This window comes from Novosphingobium sp. SG751A, assembly GCF_013149295.1.
In the GTDB taxonomy this organism is placed as follows: domain Bacteria; phylum Pseudomonadota; class Alphaproteobacteria; order Sphingomonadales; family Sphingomonadaceae; genus Novosphingobium.
The window spans coordinates 1-14554 of sequence record NZ_JABGCB010000045.1; the positions used below are offsets into that span (position 1 = coordinate 1).

At 61.3% G+C, this 14554-nt stretch carries 12 protein-coding genes and 1 pseudogene; 5 read left to right on the top strand and 8 right to left on the bottom strand.

Features of this window, described 5'->3' with window-relative positions:
• The 5 genes from lptB to FHW96_RS25465 all read right to left on the bottom strand — a co-directional run.
• Positions 1–825 (bottom strand): LPS export ABC transporter ATP-binding protein (lptB, locus tag FHW96_RS25445; RefSeq protein ID WP_253951267.1); only part of this gene is annotated, 825 nt, incomplete at its 3' end.
• Positions 826–942: 117 nt separating this feature from the next.
• Positions 943–3492, bottom strand: coding sequence for a cation-translocating P-type ATPase (locus tag FHW96_RS25450; RefSeq protein ID WP_172343363.1), 2550 nt, complete (start codon positions 3490–3492; stop codon positions 943–945).
• A gap of 93 nt (positions 3493–3585) precedes the next feature.
• Positions 3586–5475 (bottom strand): AsmA family protein, encoded by a 1890-nt coding sequence (locus FHW96_RS25455; protein WP_371815815.1) that lies wholly within the window; start codon positions 5473–5475, stop codon positions 3586–3588.
• A gap of 82 nt (positions 5476–5557) precedes the next feature.
• Complete coding sequence (locus FHW96_RS25460; protein WP_172343364.1) at positions 5558–6013, bottom strand: DUF1810 domain-containing protein; 456 nt, start codon at positions 6011–6013, stop codon at positions 5558–5560.
• Positions 6014–6029: 16 nt separating this feature from the next.
• Positions 6030–6569 carry a hemerythrin domain-containing protein gene (locus FHW96_RS25465; protein WP_172343365.1) on the bottom strand — a complete coding sequence of 180 codons (540 nt, stop codon included), beginning with the start codon at positions 6567–6569 and terminating at the stop codon, positions 6030–6032.
• Between the two features lie 376 nt (positions 6570–6945).
• Between FHW96_RS25465 and FHW96_RS25470 the strand changes: the two genes are divergently transcribed.
• The gene (locus FHW96_RS25470; protein WP_172343366.1) at positions 6946–8022 is read left to right on the top strand and encodes a PAS domain S-box protein; all 1077 of its coding nucleotides are present in this window, start codon (positions 6946–6948) and stop codon (positions 8020–8022) included.
• Positions 8023–8074: 52 nt separating this feature from the next.
• Here the strand turns inward: FHW96_RS25470 and FHW96_RS25475 are convergent, their stop codons facing one another.
• A complete protein-coding gene (locus tag FHW96_RS25475) occupies positions 8075–9385 on the bottom strand; it encodes an AarF/ABC1/UbiB kinase family protein (protein WP_172343367.1) in 1311 nt (436 codons plus the stop codon).
• A 169-nt stretch (positions 9386–9554) separates the two neighbouring features.
• On the opposite strand from FHW96_RS25475, the gene FHW96_RS25480 reads away from it, so the two are divergent.
• The 3 genes from FHW96_RS25480 (at position 9555) to FHW96_RS26425 (ending at position 12584) form a co-directional block, all read left to right on the top strand.
• Positions 9555–10001 (top strand): DUF3429 family protein, encoded by a 447-nt coding sequence (locus FHW96_RS25480; RefSeq protein WP_172343368.1) that lies wholly within the window; start codon positions 9555–9557, stop codon positions 9999–10001.
• A 300-nt stretch (positions 10002–10301) separates the two neighbouring features.
• Positions 10302–11648: a TonB-dependent receptor gene (locus tag FHW96_RS26420; protein ID WP_253951268.1), complete on the top strand. Its 1347-nt coding sequence runs from the start codon at positions 10302–10304 to the stop codon at positions 11646–11648.
• Positions 11649–11717: 69 nt separating this feature from the next.
• The gene (locus FHW96_RS26425; RefSeq protein WP_371815816.1) at positions 11718–12584 is read left to right on the top strand and encodes a TonB-dependent receptor; all 867 of its coding nucleotides are present in this window, start codon (positions 11718–11720) and stop codon (positions 12582–12584) included.
• 267 nt (positions 12585–12851) lie between these two features.
• Here the strand turns inward: FHW96_RS26425 and FHW96_RS25490 are convergent, their stop codons facing one another.
• A complete protein-coding gene (locus tag FHW96_RS25490) occupies positions 12852–13601 on the bottom strand; it encodes a dienelactone hydrolase family protein (RefSeq protein ID WP_172343369.1) in 750 nt (249 codons plus the stop codon).
• A gap of 250 nt (positions 13602–13851) precedes the next feature.
• A pseudogene (locus FHW96_RS26430) lies at positions 13852–14013 on the bottom strand (Ku protein); the annotation flags it as partial.
• Positions 14014–14229: 216 nt separating this feature from the next.
• On the opposite strand from FHW96_RS26430, the gene FHW96_RS25495 reads away from it, so the two are divergent.
• A partial coding sequence (locus FHW96_RS25495; protein ID WP_172343370.1) for a hypothetical protein occupies positions 14230–14554 on the top strand: 325 nt, incomplete at its 3' end.

The following is a 14554-nucleotide window of genomic DNA, read 5'->3' on the forward strand; positions in this document are numbered from 1 at the left end:
ATGCTGCATCCAGAGGCCGGACAGACGAGAGCACCTGACTACGTGCCAGATCTCATTTAACGCTTGCTTCTTTTGGGGCGTCCACAGACGACATACCTCGGCATCGGCCAGCATCTGCGCCGGGGAGCCGGAGAAGATAAGCCGCCCTTCGTGAATGACATAGGCGCGTTCGACCAGTTCGAGCATGTCCTTGAGATTGTGGTCACTGATGAGTATCCCCACGCCCTGCACCTTGAGCAATTGTATCGCATGTTTGATCTCGATGATCGCCAGCGGATCAATCCCGGCAAAGGGTTCATCAAGCAGCATGATCGCAGGGTCGGCCGCCATCGCGCGGGCAATCTCGCATCGACGCCGCTCTCCGCCCGAAAGTTGCATGGCGGCCATCTTGCGCAGGTGCTCCAGTTGAAATTCGCGCAAGATCAGTTCGAGCCGCGCAGCCTGAACGGCTGGGTCCGGTTCGCGAAATTCAAGCACCGTTCCGATATTCTGCTCAACCGTCATGCCTGAGAAGATCGAAGGCTCCTGCGGCAGGCAATTGAGGCCGTGCCGCCCGCGTCGATCCGCCGTCCAGCCCGTGACATCGGCATCGCCAAGCCATATCCGCCCGGAATCGGCCTTCATCAGCCCCATGATCAGGTTGAAGCAAACCGTCTTGCCGGCACCATCGCGCCCGAGCAGCCCAACAATCTCGCCGGTATCAACGCTCAGCGTCAGGTTTCGCAGCACGGCCCGCCCGTCGCAGAATTTGCCCAGCGCCTCAACGATCAGGAGGCGACTATCCCTGTGCGCCGCGCTTTGCATCGAATGGTTGAAATGGCGCATCGCTCCCGACTCTTGGGCTCCCAAGGCTCCTGTCGGGGATGATGCCAGATGCGCGCACGCGCCAAGCTAGGTAATTGTTCGTAAACCCTCCGGGCAGACCGCTTTGCAAAAACCGCATCACGATCGCCCAAGGCGCTTCTCAAACTCATAGGCGATCAACAGGCCAAAGCCGCAAGCCAGAACAAGGACGAAATCAAGCGCATGCAATGGCGCAAACCTTAGAATACGCTGAATCGGCGCGAGGGTAAGGATCAGCGTCCCCCCGATGGCGATAAAGATCAGAACAAAGCGAAATGTGACATTATTCCGTAAAAACGCATGGCTGAGCTGCGCGCTGAACGACCTATTGGCAAAGATCAGGGCCAGAATGGCCGACAACAGCGCGAAGAAGGACAAGGTCCGCGCCCGATCCGGCGCCAATCCGTAATGGTCCGCGCCCAGCGCAATGCCGCCCACGACGCCCAGCGCCAGCACGCCCTGCAGAACGGCCCTGCGCACCAGCGGCAGGGAAAACAGGCGCTCATCGGTCGGGCGCGGCGGTCGCTCCATAGCCCTGCTCTCTTCACGTTCAGCCTCGAACACCAGCGCGCAGACCGGATCGATCACCATTTCGAGAAGAGCGATCTGAAGCGGCGCCAGAATGATCGGCAAGCCGAACATCAGCGGCAAGATGGCAAGCCCCGCGATGGGGACATGGACACCGAAGATGAAGGCCAGCGCCTTGCGGATATTGTCATAGATCCGCCGCCCGACGCGGATCGCCTCGACAATCGCGCCGAAATCATCCTCCACCAACACGATGGAGGCGGCCTCGCGGGCAACATCAGTTCCCCTCTTTCCCATGGCGATGCCGATGTGGGCGGCCTTAAGGGCGGGGGCATCATTGACCCCATCGCCGGTCATGGCCACGACTTCGCCCGCCGATTTGAGCGCGTTGACGATGCGCAGCTTCTGGTCGGGCATGGTGCGGGCAAACACCAGAACATCAGACACGCGCGCGATCAGTTCCGCATCGCTCAGCCCGGCTATATCGGCGCCCAGCATGATCTTTCCATCGGCAATCCCGGCCTGCATGGCAATGGATTTGGCGGTTGCGGCATGGTCGCCCGTGATCATCACCACGCGGATGCCCGCCTTGCGGCATTGCGCCACCGCCGCGGGAACGCTCTCGCGCAGCGGGTCGGCCAGTCCGGCCAGACCCAGCAGCGTAAGACGGTAATCTGCAAGAGCCATGGCAGGATCATCGCGCCCGATCTTCGCCATGGCCACGGCCAGCACGCGCATTCCCCGCCCGGCCATCGCCTGCGCCGCCGCTTCCAATGCCGCCAGATCCTGCGCCTCAAGTCCGCAAAGGCGGCCGACAGCCTCCGGGGCGCCCTTTGCCGCAACGATGCGCGATGAGTCATCACCATCGCTCCAGACATTCGCCATCGCCAGCAGTTCCGGCGTCAGTCCATGGGCACGAACCAGCGTCATGCCCTCGCCGATGCGGCATCCCGCCTCGCCCGCCGCCGCATGAAAGGCCACCTCCATCGGATCGACCGGCACCGGCGCACTGGCCAGAGCAGCGATATTCAAGAGGGCCGAAGCGCGGGGATCATCGCCATGGTCGACAAGAGGAGATGGCGCGCCGCCCGGAAACCACAGTTCGGCCACGCTCATCCGGTTCTGCGTCAAAGTGCCCGTCTTGTCGGTACACAGGACCGTGGCCGCGCCCATCGCTTCAATGGCTGATGTGCGCCGGGTCAACACGCCCACCTGCGCGATCCGCCAGGCCCCCATAGCCAGAAAGATCGTCAGCACCACCGGGAATTCTTCCGGCAACAGCGACATGGCCGTGGCGATCCCGGCCAGCAGCGCATCGAGCCACGACCCACGAAACAGGCCATAGAGCAGCACGACCAGCGCCGCGATGCCCAGCCCACCGATGGCACATAGCGTTACAACGCGTGAGGTTTCCTGCTGCAGGCGCGGCGCTTCGGTTTCCAGCGTGGCAAGCGATTGGCCGATCTGGCCAATCCGGCTGCGCGCGCCGGTTGCCGTCGCGCGGGCCAGCCCCCGCCCTCGCGTGATGATCGAGCCAGAAAAGACCAGAGGCAGATCATCCCCGCCCGGCACCGCATCATCGCGGTCATCGGGCCGGATCGCCCGCTTGCGCACGGCCATGGATTCGCCGGTAAGCAGCGCTTCGTCGGCCTCCAGTTCGCTGGCTTCCAGCAGACTGGCGTCTGCCGCTACCCTGTCCCCCTGTTCGAGGACGAGTATGTCGCCTGCAACAACATCGCGCCCGGCGATTCGGTTCGTCCGCCCGTCGCGGATCACCAGCGCGCGCGGCGCGGAAAGGTCGCGCAGGGCCTCCAGCACATTTTCCGTACGGGATTCCTGAATAATGGTGATGGCGATGGAAAGCAGCGCGAACAACAGCAGAATAACCGCTTCTGTCTTGTCGCCCAAAGCAAGATAGATGAGGCCCGCCGCCAGCAGCATCGCCAGCATGGGTTCACGCAGCACTTCAAATGCAATCCGCCACGGAGTCCGGCGCCCTGCGCGCGGCAATTCGTTGGGCCCGTCGCGTTCGAGCAAGGCATCCGCCTGCGCCTGCGTCAGGCCGGCGGCGGAGTAAGCCGTCGCCTCGGCCGACGGGGACGCAATGGCGCTTTGAGGCATCGACCGGGCCTTTCAAAGAATCCCACAGACCGCGACTGTGCGCCGATATGCTGTCATCACGCAAGTCGTGCTACGGCAATTGGCCCGATAGGGCTAACGCATGGCCTGACGCTCCAACGCATTGCAATCGGCATCCTGCGCCAGAGGCTCCTGACGCCCGGCAATGGCTGAGGCCAGCATGTTGATCACCCCGCCCACCGTTTTGGTCATTGGGGGAACGTCGATGTCGGGCGCCTTGACCGTGCCGCCCAGACTCACCTGGCCGGGCAGGCGCAGCAGCGAAGGCTTTTTCGGCGCGCCCTTGAGCGACAGCATCAGCCTTTCATTGCGCAGATCGATGCTTCCCCAGACCTGCGTCAACGCGCGCGAGGAATCGATGAGGACCGGCGCGGGCCGGGCCATTCCGCCTTTTATGTCGAGCCGCGCCACTACACAGCGCAGATTGTCCGTTTCATCCTTGCCCATGGTCAGGCCGCGCCCGACATCCTGCCCCAGCAAGGCGGCGGTGCGCGCCGGAATCTGTCCATCGCGGCCCACAAGGGCGAGAACCCCATGGCCCGCGCCAAAGGCATCGGCCAGCGTATGGCCATAACCGGTGATCGCCAGACGCCCGATCAGGCTGCCGTCGATCTGGGCGCGGGGAAAAAAGTCGAGGAGCCGCGCGCCGCGCAAGGTCAGGCGCAGGTCGAGCCTGGGATCGGGCCTGCTGGTGTCGGTCTGGTCGATCCGCATGGTGCCCTCCATACTGCCCCGCGTCATGCCCACGCGCAGGGCGCTGATCTCCAGTCGGCTGCGCTCCAGCGACACATGGGCGGTCATGCTGCGAAACGGACTCTGGCCGGACCAGAGCAGATGATCCACCCCCAGATCGAGCGCCCCGTCGGTGCGGCGCACATGGGTCAGATCAATGGCCGAGCCGGGCAGGATGCGCGGGCCCAGACGGGCCTTGATCGCAGCCGCGCGCCTTTTGCCTTCGTTTGAGGAGAGATCGTCAAAGTCGAAATGATCGGCCCACAGCGCGCCCGTGATCCGGCTGCGGCCCCCGCGCTTGACGATGGTTGCATGGCCCGCAATGTCCGATCGACTGATCGTGCCGCGCAGGTCATCTATAGTCCAGTCGGGAATGCTGCGCCGGATGCGGGCGGCCAGCCTGACGGGTTGCGTGCCGGGCAAACCGGCCTCGATGATGGCATCAAGCAATCTAAGATCATCGGCATGCGCACGCGCCTGACCTTGCATGTGCCCCACATCCAACGGCGAGGGCATGGAGCCATCCAGCGCAAAGCCGACCGCGCGCCCTTCGATGGCGACGCGGAAAGGCCATGGAGCGTTTGCCCGCCCATCGACTATGGCGGCCCCGCGGCCGGTGATGTGCACGCTGTTGCCAAGGATCAGCCCGCCGCCATCGATCCTGAGGCCGCTGGCATCGGAGGCCACCGCCACGTCGAGCGAGCGATCCCGCTTTCTGTCGAGATAGCGCAGACGGCTTTCAGCAACACGAAGCATCAGCAAACGTCCGCCGGAGCCGGAGCCGCCCCTTTCCGCGCTACCGTCATCGCTCCAGTTCTTGCGCCCCTGCGCCGTGCGGTAGAATTGCAGGTTCGCGCCCCGCACTTCGACCCGCTCGACCGCGTCACGCCCGGTCAACAGTCCCCATACCGAAAAGGACAGGTCAATCTGAGCAATGCGCGCCAGATCGGCCAGAGAGGGTTCAACCCATGCCGGTTGAGGTATTCGCACCGCCCGCAGGCGGATGCGCGGATGGAATGACATAGTGTCGAGCCGCTCCATCGACCCGATGCTGACCCTGCGCTCAATGTTTTGGCTCAATCGATGCTCTACGGTCCCTTTCAGCATGGCCCAAGGGAAAGCCGCCAGTCCGACAAGAGCGGCCAAGACGGGCAGACATAAGCCGACGGCCAGATATCGAAATCGGAAGCGACCGGATTTAACCGCAGATCCGGCCTCGGATTCAACCATCATGTCCAAGGGTGATTTCATGGTGCATGCCATTCCTCACGATATGATCAAATCGGAGTTCACTTGATGCGCTGAAGTGACTTCCTTAGCGGCTGGACTGTTCGGCGTTGAGGGCTGATGGATCGGCCAGCAGGGCGAGTGTCGCGGCATCTTCCTGTCCATGGAACCATCGCTCGATCGCTGCACGAAAGGCGCTGCCTCCGCCCGCTGCCAGGAAGAGGGTCAAACAGGATCGCAGCTTCATCGCATCGATCTGGCCGAACACCGCTTCGGGTGTCGTCACAGCAAGGCCCTCAAGAGCCGCCAAGCAGGCCCGCAACCGCGATCCAAGCACCGGATGCGCCAGATAGGCGCGCGCCTCATCCAGAGAACGGATGGCATAGTGGCGGGCCATCGTGCTCGAGCCCAGACCGGCGATTTGTGGAAAAACAAACCACATCCAGTGACCGGATTTGGCCCCCGCGCTGATTTCAGCCAGCACGTCCTCGAAAGTACCCGCCGGAGTGGCCAGAAAGCGCTGAAGGCCAAAGCCGTCTGTCATAGGAACGCGCTCCCCTTCAGTTGGGCCGCGCCCGTGCCATCAGTTCCGCCTTGCGCTCGGCCATTTGCGCGCCCAGCGCCTTGAGATCGACCTTGGCCTCGCGCGCTTCGGGAAACATCTCGGTTTCCTCTTCCTCAACATGATGCGCAATATATTCGCCAAGTACCGTCACCTTTGCGTCAAACAGCCGCTCACCAGCCTTCATCGCCCGGATTTCCGCAATCAGCTGTTTGGCGCCGGCATGTTCAACCTCGGCTTCGTCGAGCATGTCATCGTCATCGATGGCCTCGCGAATAGCAGGATAAAAGACCTCTTCCTCAATCTGCGTATGCACGGTCAGAGCAAGGCAGATCTGTTCGGCCATCGCCTGCTTTTTCGTATCCTCCTCCAGCGTCTCGTATTCCTTGAACCAAGCCTTGACCTGCCTGTGGTCATCCTTGAGCAGCTTGATCGCGTCAGCCGGTTTTGCTGCCGCGCGGGCGTTCCTGCGCCCGGCTTTCGAACCCGCTTTGGTCTTGCTTGAACGGGTGGCGGTGCTATCTTGGATCGTGGTCATCAGTCTCTCCATCGCTTTGCCCGCAAGAGCGCGGGGATAGACGATGAAAGATTCCAGCGCAGTCAAGGTGCCGATGGAGATGTAATTTTTGTCGCGACTTCGCCACGCCTCGCCCATGCCCTATGTAGAAATGCGGCAAATGCTCTCAATAACCTCCCCAAAACCTAAAATTCTGTGGCTTCAATATTGTATGACTTATGTTGATCGATTGTGGTATGAAGACTTTCAGCCATTCTGCCATCCTCGGCAAAGGGTGAATTGCCCGACCGGAGCGTGAGGTGATCCACCGGCCTCCTTTCGTCCCGAATGAAGCGCTTTTCGTTTGCAAACAGTTATTTCATTGGTTCGGGCCGCTGATTAGAGTCGCTCAGGAGAATTGGATGAAATTCTCAGGGTTAAAGTGAAGGATAGACCGGTGCGCACTTTCGCTGAGGCAGAGCCGATGCCCCCTCTCGACCATAGTGATGCACTTGCCGACAGCGCGGAGCTGTTTCGTGAGACGTTTGAGCGCGCCAATATCGGTATGGCTCATGTCTCGCTCGACGGCAGCTTCCTTCGCGCAAATCGGTCTTTATGCCGGTTGCTTGGGCGCGATCAGGCCGAGCTGGCCTGCATCAGGTTTCAGGACATCACCCATCCCGACGACCTTGACACTGATATGCACCTGCTGCGCGAGGTGTTGGCGGGGATACGCGAAACCTACACGATGGAAAAACGCTACATCCGGCCCGATGGAACGATTATTTGGGCCGATCTGAGCGTTTCCCTATTGCGGGACGCTCAGGGTCATCCCATCAATTTCATTTCCGTCGTCAATGATATTCATGCTCGCAAGCAGGCACAGGAACTGGTGCAACTGGTTCTATCCGAGGCCAACCACCGCGTAAAAAACCTGCTCTCGGTGGTCAGCGCGATTGTGACGAGCAGCGCACGCGGCGCGGACTCCGCCCAAGAACTCGAAGCAGCGATCAGTGGCCGGCTGAGAGCGATGGCCGCCTCGCATGATTTGCTGACGGGCAAATCGGAAAACGGCGGCCAGCTTACCCAACTGGTTCGCCGACAGCTCGAGATTTTCACCGATCTTGCCGTCGCGCGAATAAAGATCGAGGGGCCGGACATCCAGCTTACCCCTGCTGCCACCCATGCCTTTGGCATGGTCCTGCATGAGCTGTCGACAAACGCCTGCAAATATGGGGCGCTGTCCAATGAAACAGGCAGTGTGCTGATTTCATGGTGGATAGATCCGAGCGCGCAAACGCTGCATTTTGATTGGCATGAATCCGGCGGACCACCCGTGCGCACGCCGCAGCGGCAGGGGTTCGGCTCCCTAGCGCTGCAGCGAATGCTGTCCGGCTCTCTGGGGGGGCGCTCCTCCTATTTGCTTGCCAAGCCGGGCGCCAGATTCGAAGCGGTCGTTCCCGCAGAAGGCGTCGTCACACTTTGCCCGAATTAGGCCGAATAGCCATAAACCACGCCTTCAAGGTTCAAGGCCATAGGTATTCGGCCTAGGTTTCCATTGCCGCTTCGACAATTTGGCGCAGCGGCAATTGTGCTTGCAGCTTCACAGCCAGCAGCGCGGTTCCGCTCACCTTGCGCTGAACGAACAGCGTGGAGGCAGGCGGCACATGCCATGTGGCGCGGTCGCGCAATATCCCTTGGCCCAGATGGCGCATATGGCCCACAAAGCTGCGATCGGCAAAATCGAACAAACCGGGACGGTTGAGGTGCGCAATCATAAAGTCAACCATCTGGCCCAGCACCAGACCATGCTTTTCGCTCATGGCCCGGCCAACGAAGCCCCCCTCAATCAGCGCGGCGATCAATGCATCGCGATCACCGGCCAGTCCCGCCCCAAACAGCCGCCGATAAGCAGCCCGAGTTTCCGGCAGAACAGCGCGCGCCGCCCCGAAGTCGAGCAGGACGATACGTCCGGTCTGCGCCTGCCAGCGATAGTTGGCAAAGTTTGGGTCCGTCTGCATCGCATCGAAGGCAAACAGTTCGTTCAACACCAGATCGAAAAGTGCTGCCATGGCGGCGTTGCGTTCCGCCCCGGAAGCCTGCGCCAATGTTTCGATTGGCGTTCCGGCAATATAGTCCATGACCAGCACATGCTTTCCCGAAAGCTCTGCAACCGGCGCGGGGACAATGAAACGGGCGTCCCCGGCCAACTGCTCACCATACCGGCCCATTTGCTCGGCCTCGCGCCGATAGTCGGCTTCCTCATGCAATTGTGATTTGGCCTCGGTCAACAACGGTGCGACATCCAACCCATCGGGCAACAATCCCGAAAGACGCAACAAGGTTGCGACATTATCGATATCGGCATCTATGCTGGCCGCAACACCGGGATATTGCACTTTTACCACCACCTCGCGCCCATCATGCAAAGTCGCGCGATGCACCTGGCCGATCGATGCCGCCGCAAGTGGTCGCGGATCAAAGCGGGCAAACTGCCGAGGCCAATCGCGGCCCCATTGGGCGGCAAGCACCCGGTTAAGCTGGCCCGGCGGCATAGTGTCTCCAGCCTCGCGCAAGCGGGCAAGGATGGTGGCCAATTCGGGCGGCAGCAGATCTCCAGCATCAAGAGAAAGCATTTGCCCCAGCTTCATCGCCGCGCCGCGCAACCGCGAAAGCTGATCGGCGGTGCGCAAGGCATTGGCCGGGGTCAAGAACACGTCACTCAGGGAAGGACGCTCTCCCTGCGCCAGTCGACGCACGCCCTCGGCCAAAGCGCCGCCCACCACGCCGCCGGCCAGTTGCCCCAGACCGGCCAGACGGGCCAGCCTGCTGCTGGGCACGGTGCGCGAACGACTCATGCATCAGCCCCGGGCTGGCGCGGCCGTTTAACCGAAGAGATTATTTTCATGATGCCAATATGGGGCTAGATTGATGAGACCACCAGATGGCTTATCGGGCACGTCGCACCATAGACACACCCCAAGGGCCATCTTGCGGCGGCGCGGTCAATGCATGCATCAACCGTCCATGAGCCGCCCTTCTTTGCCTCCGTCCCTCACCATACTGGGTCTTGCCGGTATCGCACCTCAGATGACCTGTGCGCTGGCGGCCTTGTTTCTGCCCGACTGGCGATGGTTTGCGATTGCGGCGGGCTGCTGCTACGCGGCTGTGATCCTGTCCTTTCTGGGCGGCATGTGGTGGATGGCCGGGCTGATCGGCGACAGGCGCGACAGTGCCAGCTTTCTTGTCGCTGTCATGCCCAGCCTGATCGGTTGGGGCGCCATGCTGCCATGGTGCTTTGGCTGGCGCTGGCCGGGGCCTTCGTTGCTGGTGCTGGCGGCGTGCCTGTTGGCCAGCCCACTGGCCGATTACAAGCTAAAGGCTTGCGCGCGGTTACCTGTGGCCTGGCTGCGCCTGAGGGTCATCATGGCCGGAGGGCTGGGATTGACCACGCTCGCGCTGGCCATGATCTAAGCCCCATCGGTTCCGGCATGGCCTGATTCAGGCCTCTATTGCCGCCCATGTCGGATAGCGCTTATTCGGAAACCTCATGTGTATTCTCGGCAGACGATTGCCTTTCGACGACAGGCGCGCCCCCGTTGAATGCTGGCGCCATTGATTTTTGCCTACGCGATCGATAAGCGCAGTCTTACTATATCCCATGAGATATAGAAATCTCGCTTAACGGCTTCAGGGGGCATTCAATTGATGTTTCGCACATTCAAACCTGCGCTGCTTGCCGGCGCCTCGGCTGCTGTGTGAGCAATGCCTGCCATGGCCGATGATGCCCTGCCCAATTCCCCCGATGACATCACCGTCACCGCCCGCCGCCGCGCCGAACTGGCGCAGGATGTGCCTCTGGCCCTTTCGGTGGTGAGCGCAGACCTGCTGAACGCCACACGCTCGGTCAATCTGCAACAGGTCTCCACGCTGGTTCCCTCGCTCAATTATTCCAGCGCCAACCCGCGCAACACCGCCTTTACCATTCGCGGCCTCGGCTCGAGCGTGGTTTCGGTCAGCCAGGCCAATGACGGTCTGGAGCCGGGCGTGGGCTTCTATGTGGACGAGGTCTATCACGCCCGCCCGGCCACGGCAGCGTTCGATTTCACCGACCTTGACCATATCGAAGTGCTGCGCGGGCCGCAGGGCACGGTTTTCGGCAAGAACACCACGGCGGGCGCAATCTCCATCGTTACCAAAAAGCCCAGCTTCGCCTTTGGCGCCGAGGCCGAGGCCAGCTATGGCCAGCAGAACTTCCGCCAGTTGAAGGCCGCGATCACCGGGCCTCTGGTGGCCGATCTGGCCGCCTTCCGCGTGTCGGGTTCGCTGACCAAGCGCGATGGGGTGATCTGGAACCAGCGCTATGGCACATGGCAGAACACAATCGACAATGCTGCGCTGCGCGGGCAAATCCTGCTGACGCCTGCCAGCAATCTGTCGATCCGACTGATCGGCGACTGGGCCAGTTTCAAGGGCGAGTGCTGCACGCAGGTCTATGTCCGCGTGGCCCCCACATTGAAACCCGCGGCCCAGCAATATGCTGCGTTGGCCGCCGGGCTGGGCTATTCGGTGCCCTCGACCAACCCTTACGCCCGCGTGACCGATATTGACGCGGGCGTGGGCGTCAACACACAGGAGGGCGGCGCCAGCGCGATTGCCGAGCTGAAAAACGGGCCCTTCGCCATTACCTCGGTCACGGCTTGGCGCTTCTGGGACTGGGATGCAGCCAATGACCGCGACTATACCGGCGTTCCGGTGCAGATGACCCAGCATATCCCCAGTCGTCAGGATCAGGTCAGCCAGGAAATCCGCTTCGCCAACGCCAATCAGGGCAGGGTCGATTATGTCGGCGGCCTCTATTACTTCCACCAGAAAATCGTCGGCCACCCGATCAGTATCTATGGTTCGCAGGCCACCTACTGGCTGTTGCCCGCTGGACGCCCGTCCAACCTGCTCGACGGCTATGGTCAGGATGGCACCACCGATTTCCATTCGGATTCGCTGGCGGTGTTTGGCGAGGCAACATGGCATATCACGCCCCGTCTGGCCCTCACCGGGGGCCTGCGCGAAACGTGGGAAACCAAGCATGGCACCTATAACACCAATGTCAGCGGCGGATAGGCCACCACCACGGCTTCGCTGATTACTGACAAGAATTCGATCCTGCGCGCCCAATATTACACGGCCTCGGTGTCGGAAGAGGGCCTATCGGGTCGCATCAATCTGGCGTGGAAGGCCACGCGCAATCTGCAAGTCTATGTCAACGGCGCGAGCGGGCAGAAATCGGGCGGGATCAACATGTCGGGCCTGCCGGTCTATCCGGCGGGTGTTACCGGCCATGCCAGCGGCGATCCGATCCTATCCACCGCCGTCATCCGCCCGGAACGCAATTTCACATGGGAGACCGGCATCAAAAGTCAGTGGCTGGGCGGGCGGGCTACGCTCAATCTGGCAGCCTATTCCACAGTGGTGCATGATTTTCAGGCCAATGTAGTGGACAATGCCGCCGTTGTCGCGCTGCGCTCCTATCTGGCCAATATTCCGCGCGTGACGGTGCGCGGGGTGGAGGCCGATGCTAACCTTCAGCTCGCCCCTTGGTTCACCCTGCGCGGCTCTCTGGCCCATGCCGATGGGCGCTATGCCTCCTATCCGGCGGGGCCATGCCCGATCGAGTTGACGGGATCGTCCACCGCATCCTGCGATCTTAGCGGCAAATCGCTGCCCGGATTGCCCAAATGGACCGGATCGCTGGGCGGCGAGGTGACGCATGATCTGGGCGCGAGCCAGCTTTACGCCCGCGCCGACGCCACCTTCCACTCGATGGTTTATGGCGACGCGACCGACAGCGCCTATACGTCCATCGCGGGCTATACGCTGGTCAATGCCTCGGCCGGGTTGCGGATCAATCCCCGGCTCAGCATCGAAGTCTTTGCCCGCAATCTGACCAAGGCCAAATACCTGCAAAATGTCACGGTCCAGGCGGGCAACAGCGGCCTTATCGTCGGCACGCCCAGCGACCCGCGCATGTTTGGCATAACCCTGCGCGCCAAAGCCTGATCATGCCTCGGAGGCGTTCGACGCCATCACGCCTCCGGCATACCGCCATCCACGGCCAGATCGCCGCCATTGATATGACATGGGTGGTGCAGGAATTGAAAATGCACATTGATCGCAAGAATGGCTCAGGCCAGCGGGGCGAAAACAGGCCGATCATCAGATTTAACAATCTGATGATCGAATTTTATCGCCGGTGACAGCGCGAATTTGCACCATCATTGAATTTGCCTCGCCCCAAAGGGCGGTGCTCAGGAATGAGCGCCCCCATCAACCTCGCGCAAAAGCCCGATGGTAGAGCGCCAAAGTCCATGCGATTCCTTGAAAGAACAGGGCAGGATCGTAACGCGGCCCCTCGTCCCGCAGGAATGCATGCTGCGCGTTGACTTCATGCCATTCATAGGTCGCGCCCACCCCCTCAAGACGGTCGCGAATGGCCATGCGCCCGGCATAAGGGACATGAGGGTCCTGCCGCCCCCAGACAAACATCGTCTCGGCCTTCAGTTCGGCCATGCGCGCAAGACTGTCATCCGAGCGGCCAAGGCCCAGAGAGCCGGAATGAATATCGGTCGGATAAAAACAGGCCGCTGCCGACACACGCGGGTCGAGCGCTGCACGATAGGCAAGGTGCCCCCCAAGGCAAACGCCAAAAGTCGCTACCCCGCCATCGCAGGCGGGATGGTCGATAAGAGCGGTCAGCCCGGCCTTTGCATCAGCATCATAACCCGCCAGCGGTTTGAGATACTTAAGCTCATTGCCGCGGTCCGTCCCCGCCGGATCATATTCGAGCACCGTACCGGCAGGCTCGAACTCGTGATACACTTCCGGCACGGCAACGACATAGCCATGCCCCGCCAGAATGGCCGCCAGCCTGCGGATGGGATTGGTGACCTGATAGATCTCCGAGAACAGCATCACGCCCGGGAACCGGCCTTCAATCGCGGGGCGAAACAGATGCATCCGCATTGCCCCGCCGTCGGGCACCAGCACATCCAGTTTCTCATCACTACGCAGGATCATGTCATCGTCCTCTGCAAGGGCCAGGCTTTAGCTCCCCATACCCCTTCTTCGAATAATGGCCATGGCATAACGCAGCGCGGTGCGGCCAGTCCATTTTCGCGCTTTGGCAGCTATGATCGGAAAAGGCAGCGTTCTGCAGCAGCCAGAGCAATGCTCCTGTGCCACGTCCACACGCAAGGCGCCGATGGCAATGCTCGAACCGGGGAGAGGCCCGATCAAACAGCATAACCCCTAGAGCTCGGGCACGTCGGGGCACGACCTTTTCATAGCGCGCCTGCTTGCCGCTGGGCTCGTGAATCTGTTGAAAGCTGATCGCCGCGCCGGACCGCGTTGCGGGATAGACCTTCAACGGTATCGAGACGAGCGCCAGCCTGATCCGGCCCTGCCAGTAGCGCGTGCGGGCATGATGCACCTTCAACTCACTTGCAGCACCGAACGGAAAGAGAGTTCCGTGAAATTGTCGAGCTTTCAACGCCGGTTCGCAGCCAGACAAGGCCGGTGGTCCCAAGATCGCACCTTATTGACCTATGTAATCCCCGATATAGGGTATTGGGGCGAGGCATTGACCGCTCCTGTCAAACTTATCTCCTTCGCGGCTGTCGACAGGCTTTAATTGGATCGGATTGCCATGGACCTGCTTGGTAATGTGCTGCTCTCGACAAAGGTTTTGGCCAATTCGATCGGAATTTTCGAATTTGGCGGCGAATGGAGCTTTGGCCTGAACGAGGCCACCCCTGATTTCGCATGCAGCCTGACCATTCTGGAAGGGCGTTGCTGGTTCAAGGCCGAAGTAGGCATCTGCGGGCGTCATATTGCCCTGGCTTTCGTGGTGGCGCTGGTGCCTTCCGCAGCCGCATGCTCAACGAAATTCGGACCAATCCGCATTGGATCGGTTCCATGCCTGGCTGCAAAGACTGCTCCGGCATGCAAGGCAGGCGCGCTGCCTCATCACG

Bases quoted from the DNA above. Each gene is read 5' to 3' on its own strand.
- FHW96_RS25450 (WP_172343363.1), bottom strand. From the start codon at position 3,492: ATGCCTCAAAGCGCCATTGCGTCCCCGTCGGCCGAGGCGACGGCTTAC.
- FHW96_RS25455 (WP_371815815.1), bottom strand. From the start codon at position 5,475: ATGATGGTTGAATCCGAGGCCGGATCTGCGGTTAAATCCGGTCGCTTC.
- FHW96_RS25460 (WP_172343364.1), bottom strand. From the start codon at position 6,013: ATGACAGACGGCTTTGGCCTTCAGCGCTTTCTGGCCACTCCGGCGGGT.
- FHW96_RS25465 (WP_172343365.1), bottom strand. From the start codon at position 6,569: ATGACCACGATCCAAGATAGCACCGCCACCCGTTCAAGCAAGACCAAA.
- FHW96_RS25475 (WP_172343367.1), bottom strand. From the start codon at position 9,385: ATGAGTCGTTCGCGCACCGTGCCCAGCAGCAGGCTGGCCCGTCTGGCC.
- FHW96_RS25480 (WP_172343368.1), top strand. From the start codon at position 9,555: ATGAGCCGCCCTTCTTTGCCTCCGTCCCTCACCATACTGGGTCTTGCC.
- FHW96_RS26420 (WP_253951268.1), top strand. From the start codon at position 10,302: ATGGCCGATGATGCCCTGCCCAATTCCCCCGATGACATCACCGTCACC.
- FHW96_RS25490 (WP_172343369.1), bottom strand. From the start codon at position 13,601: ATGATCCTGCGTAGTGATGAGAAACTGGATGTGCTGGTGCCCGACGGC.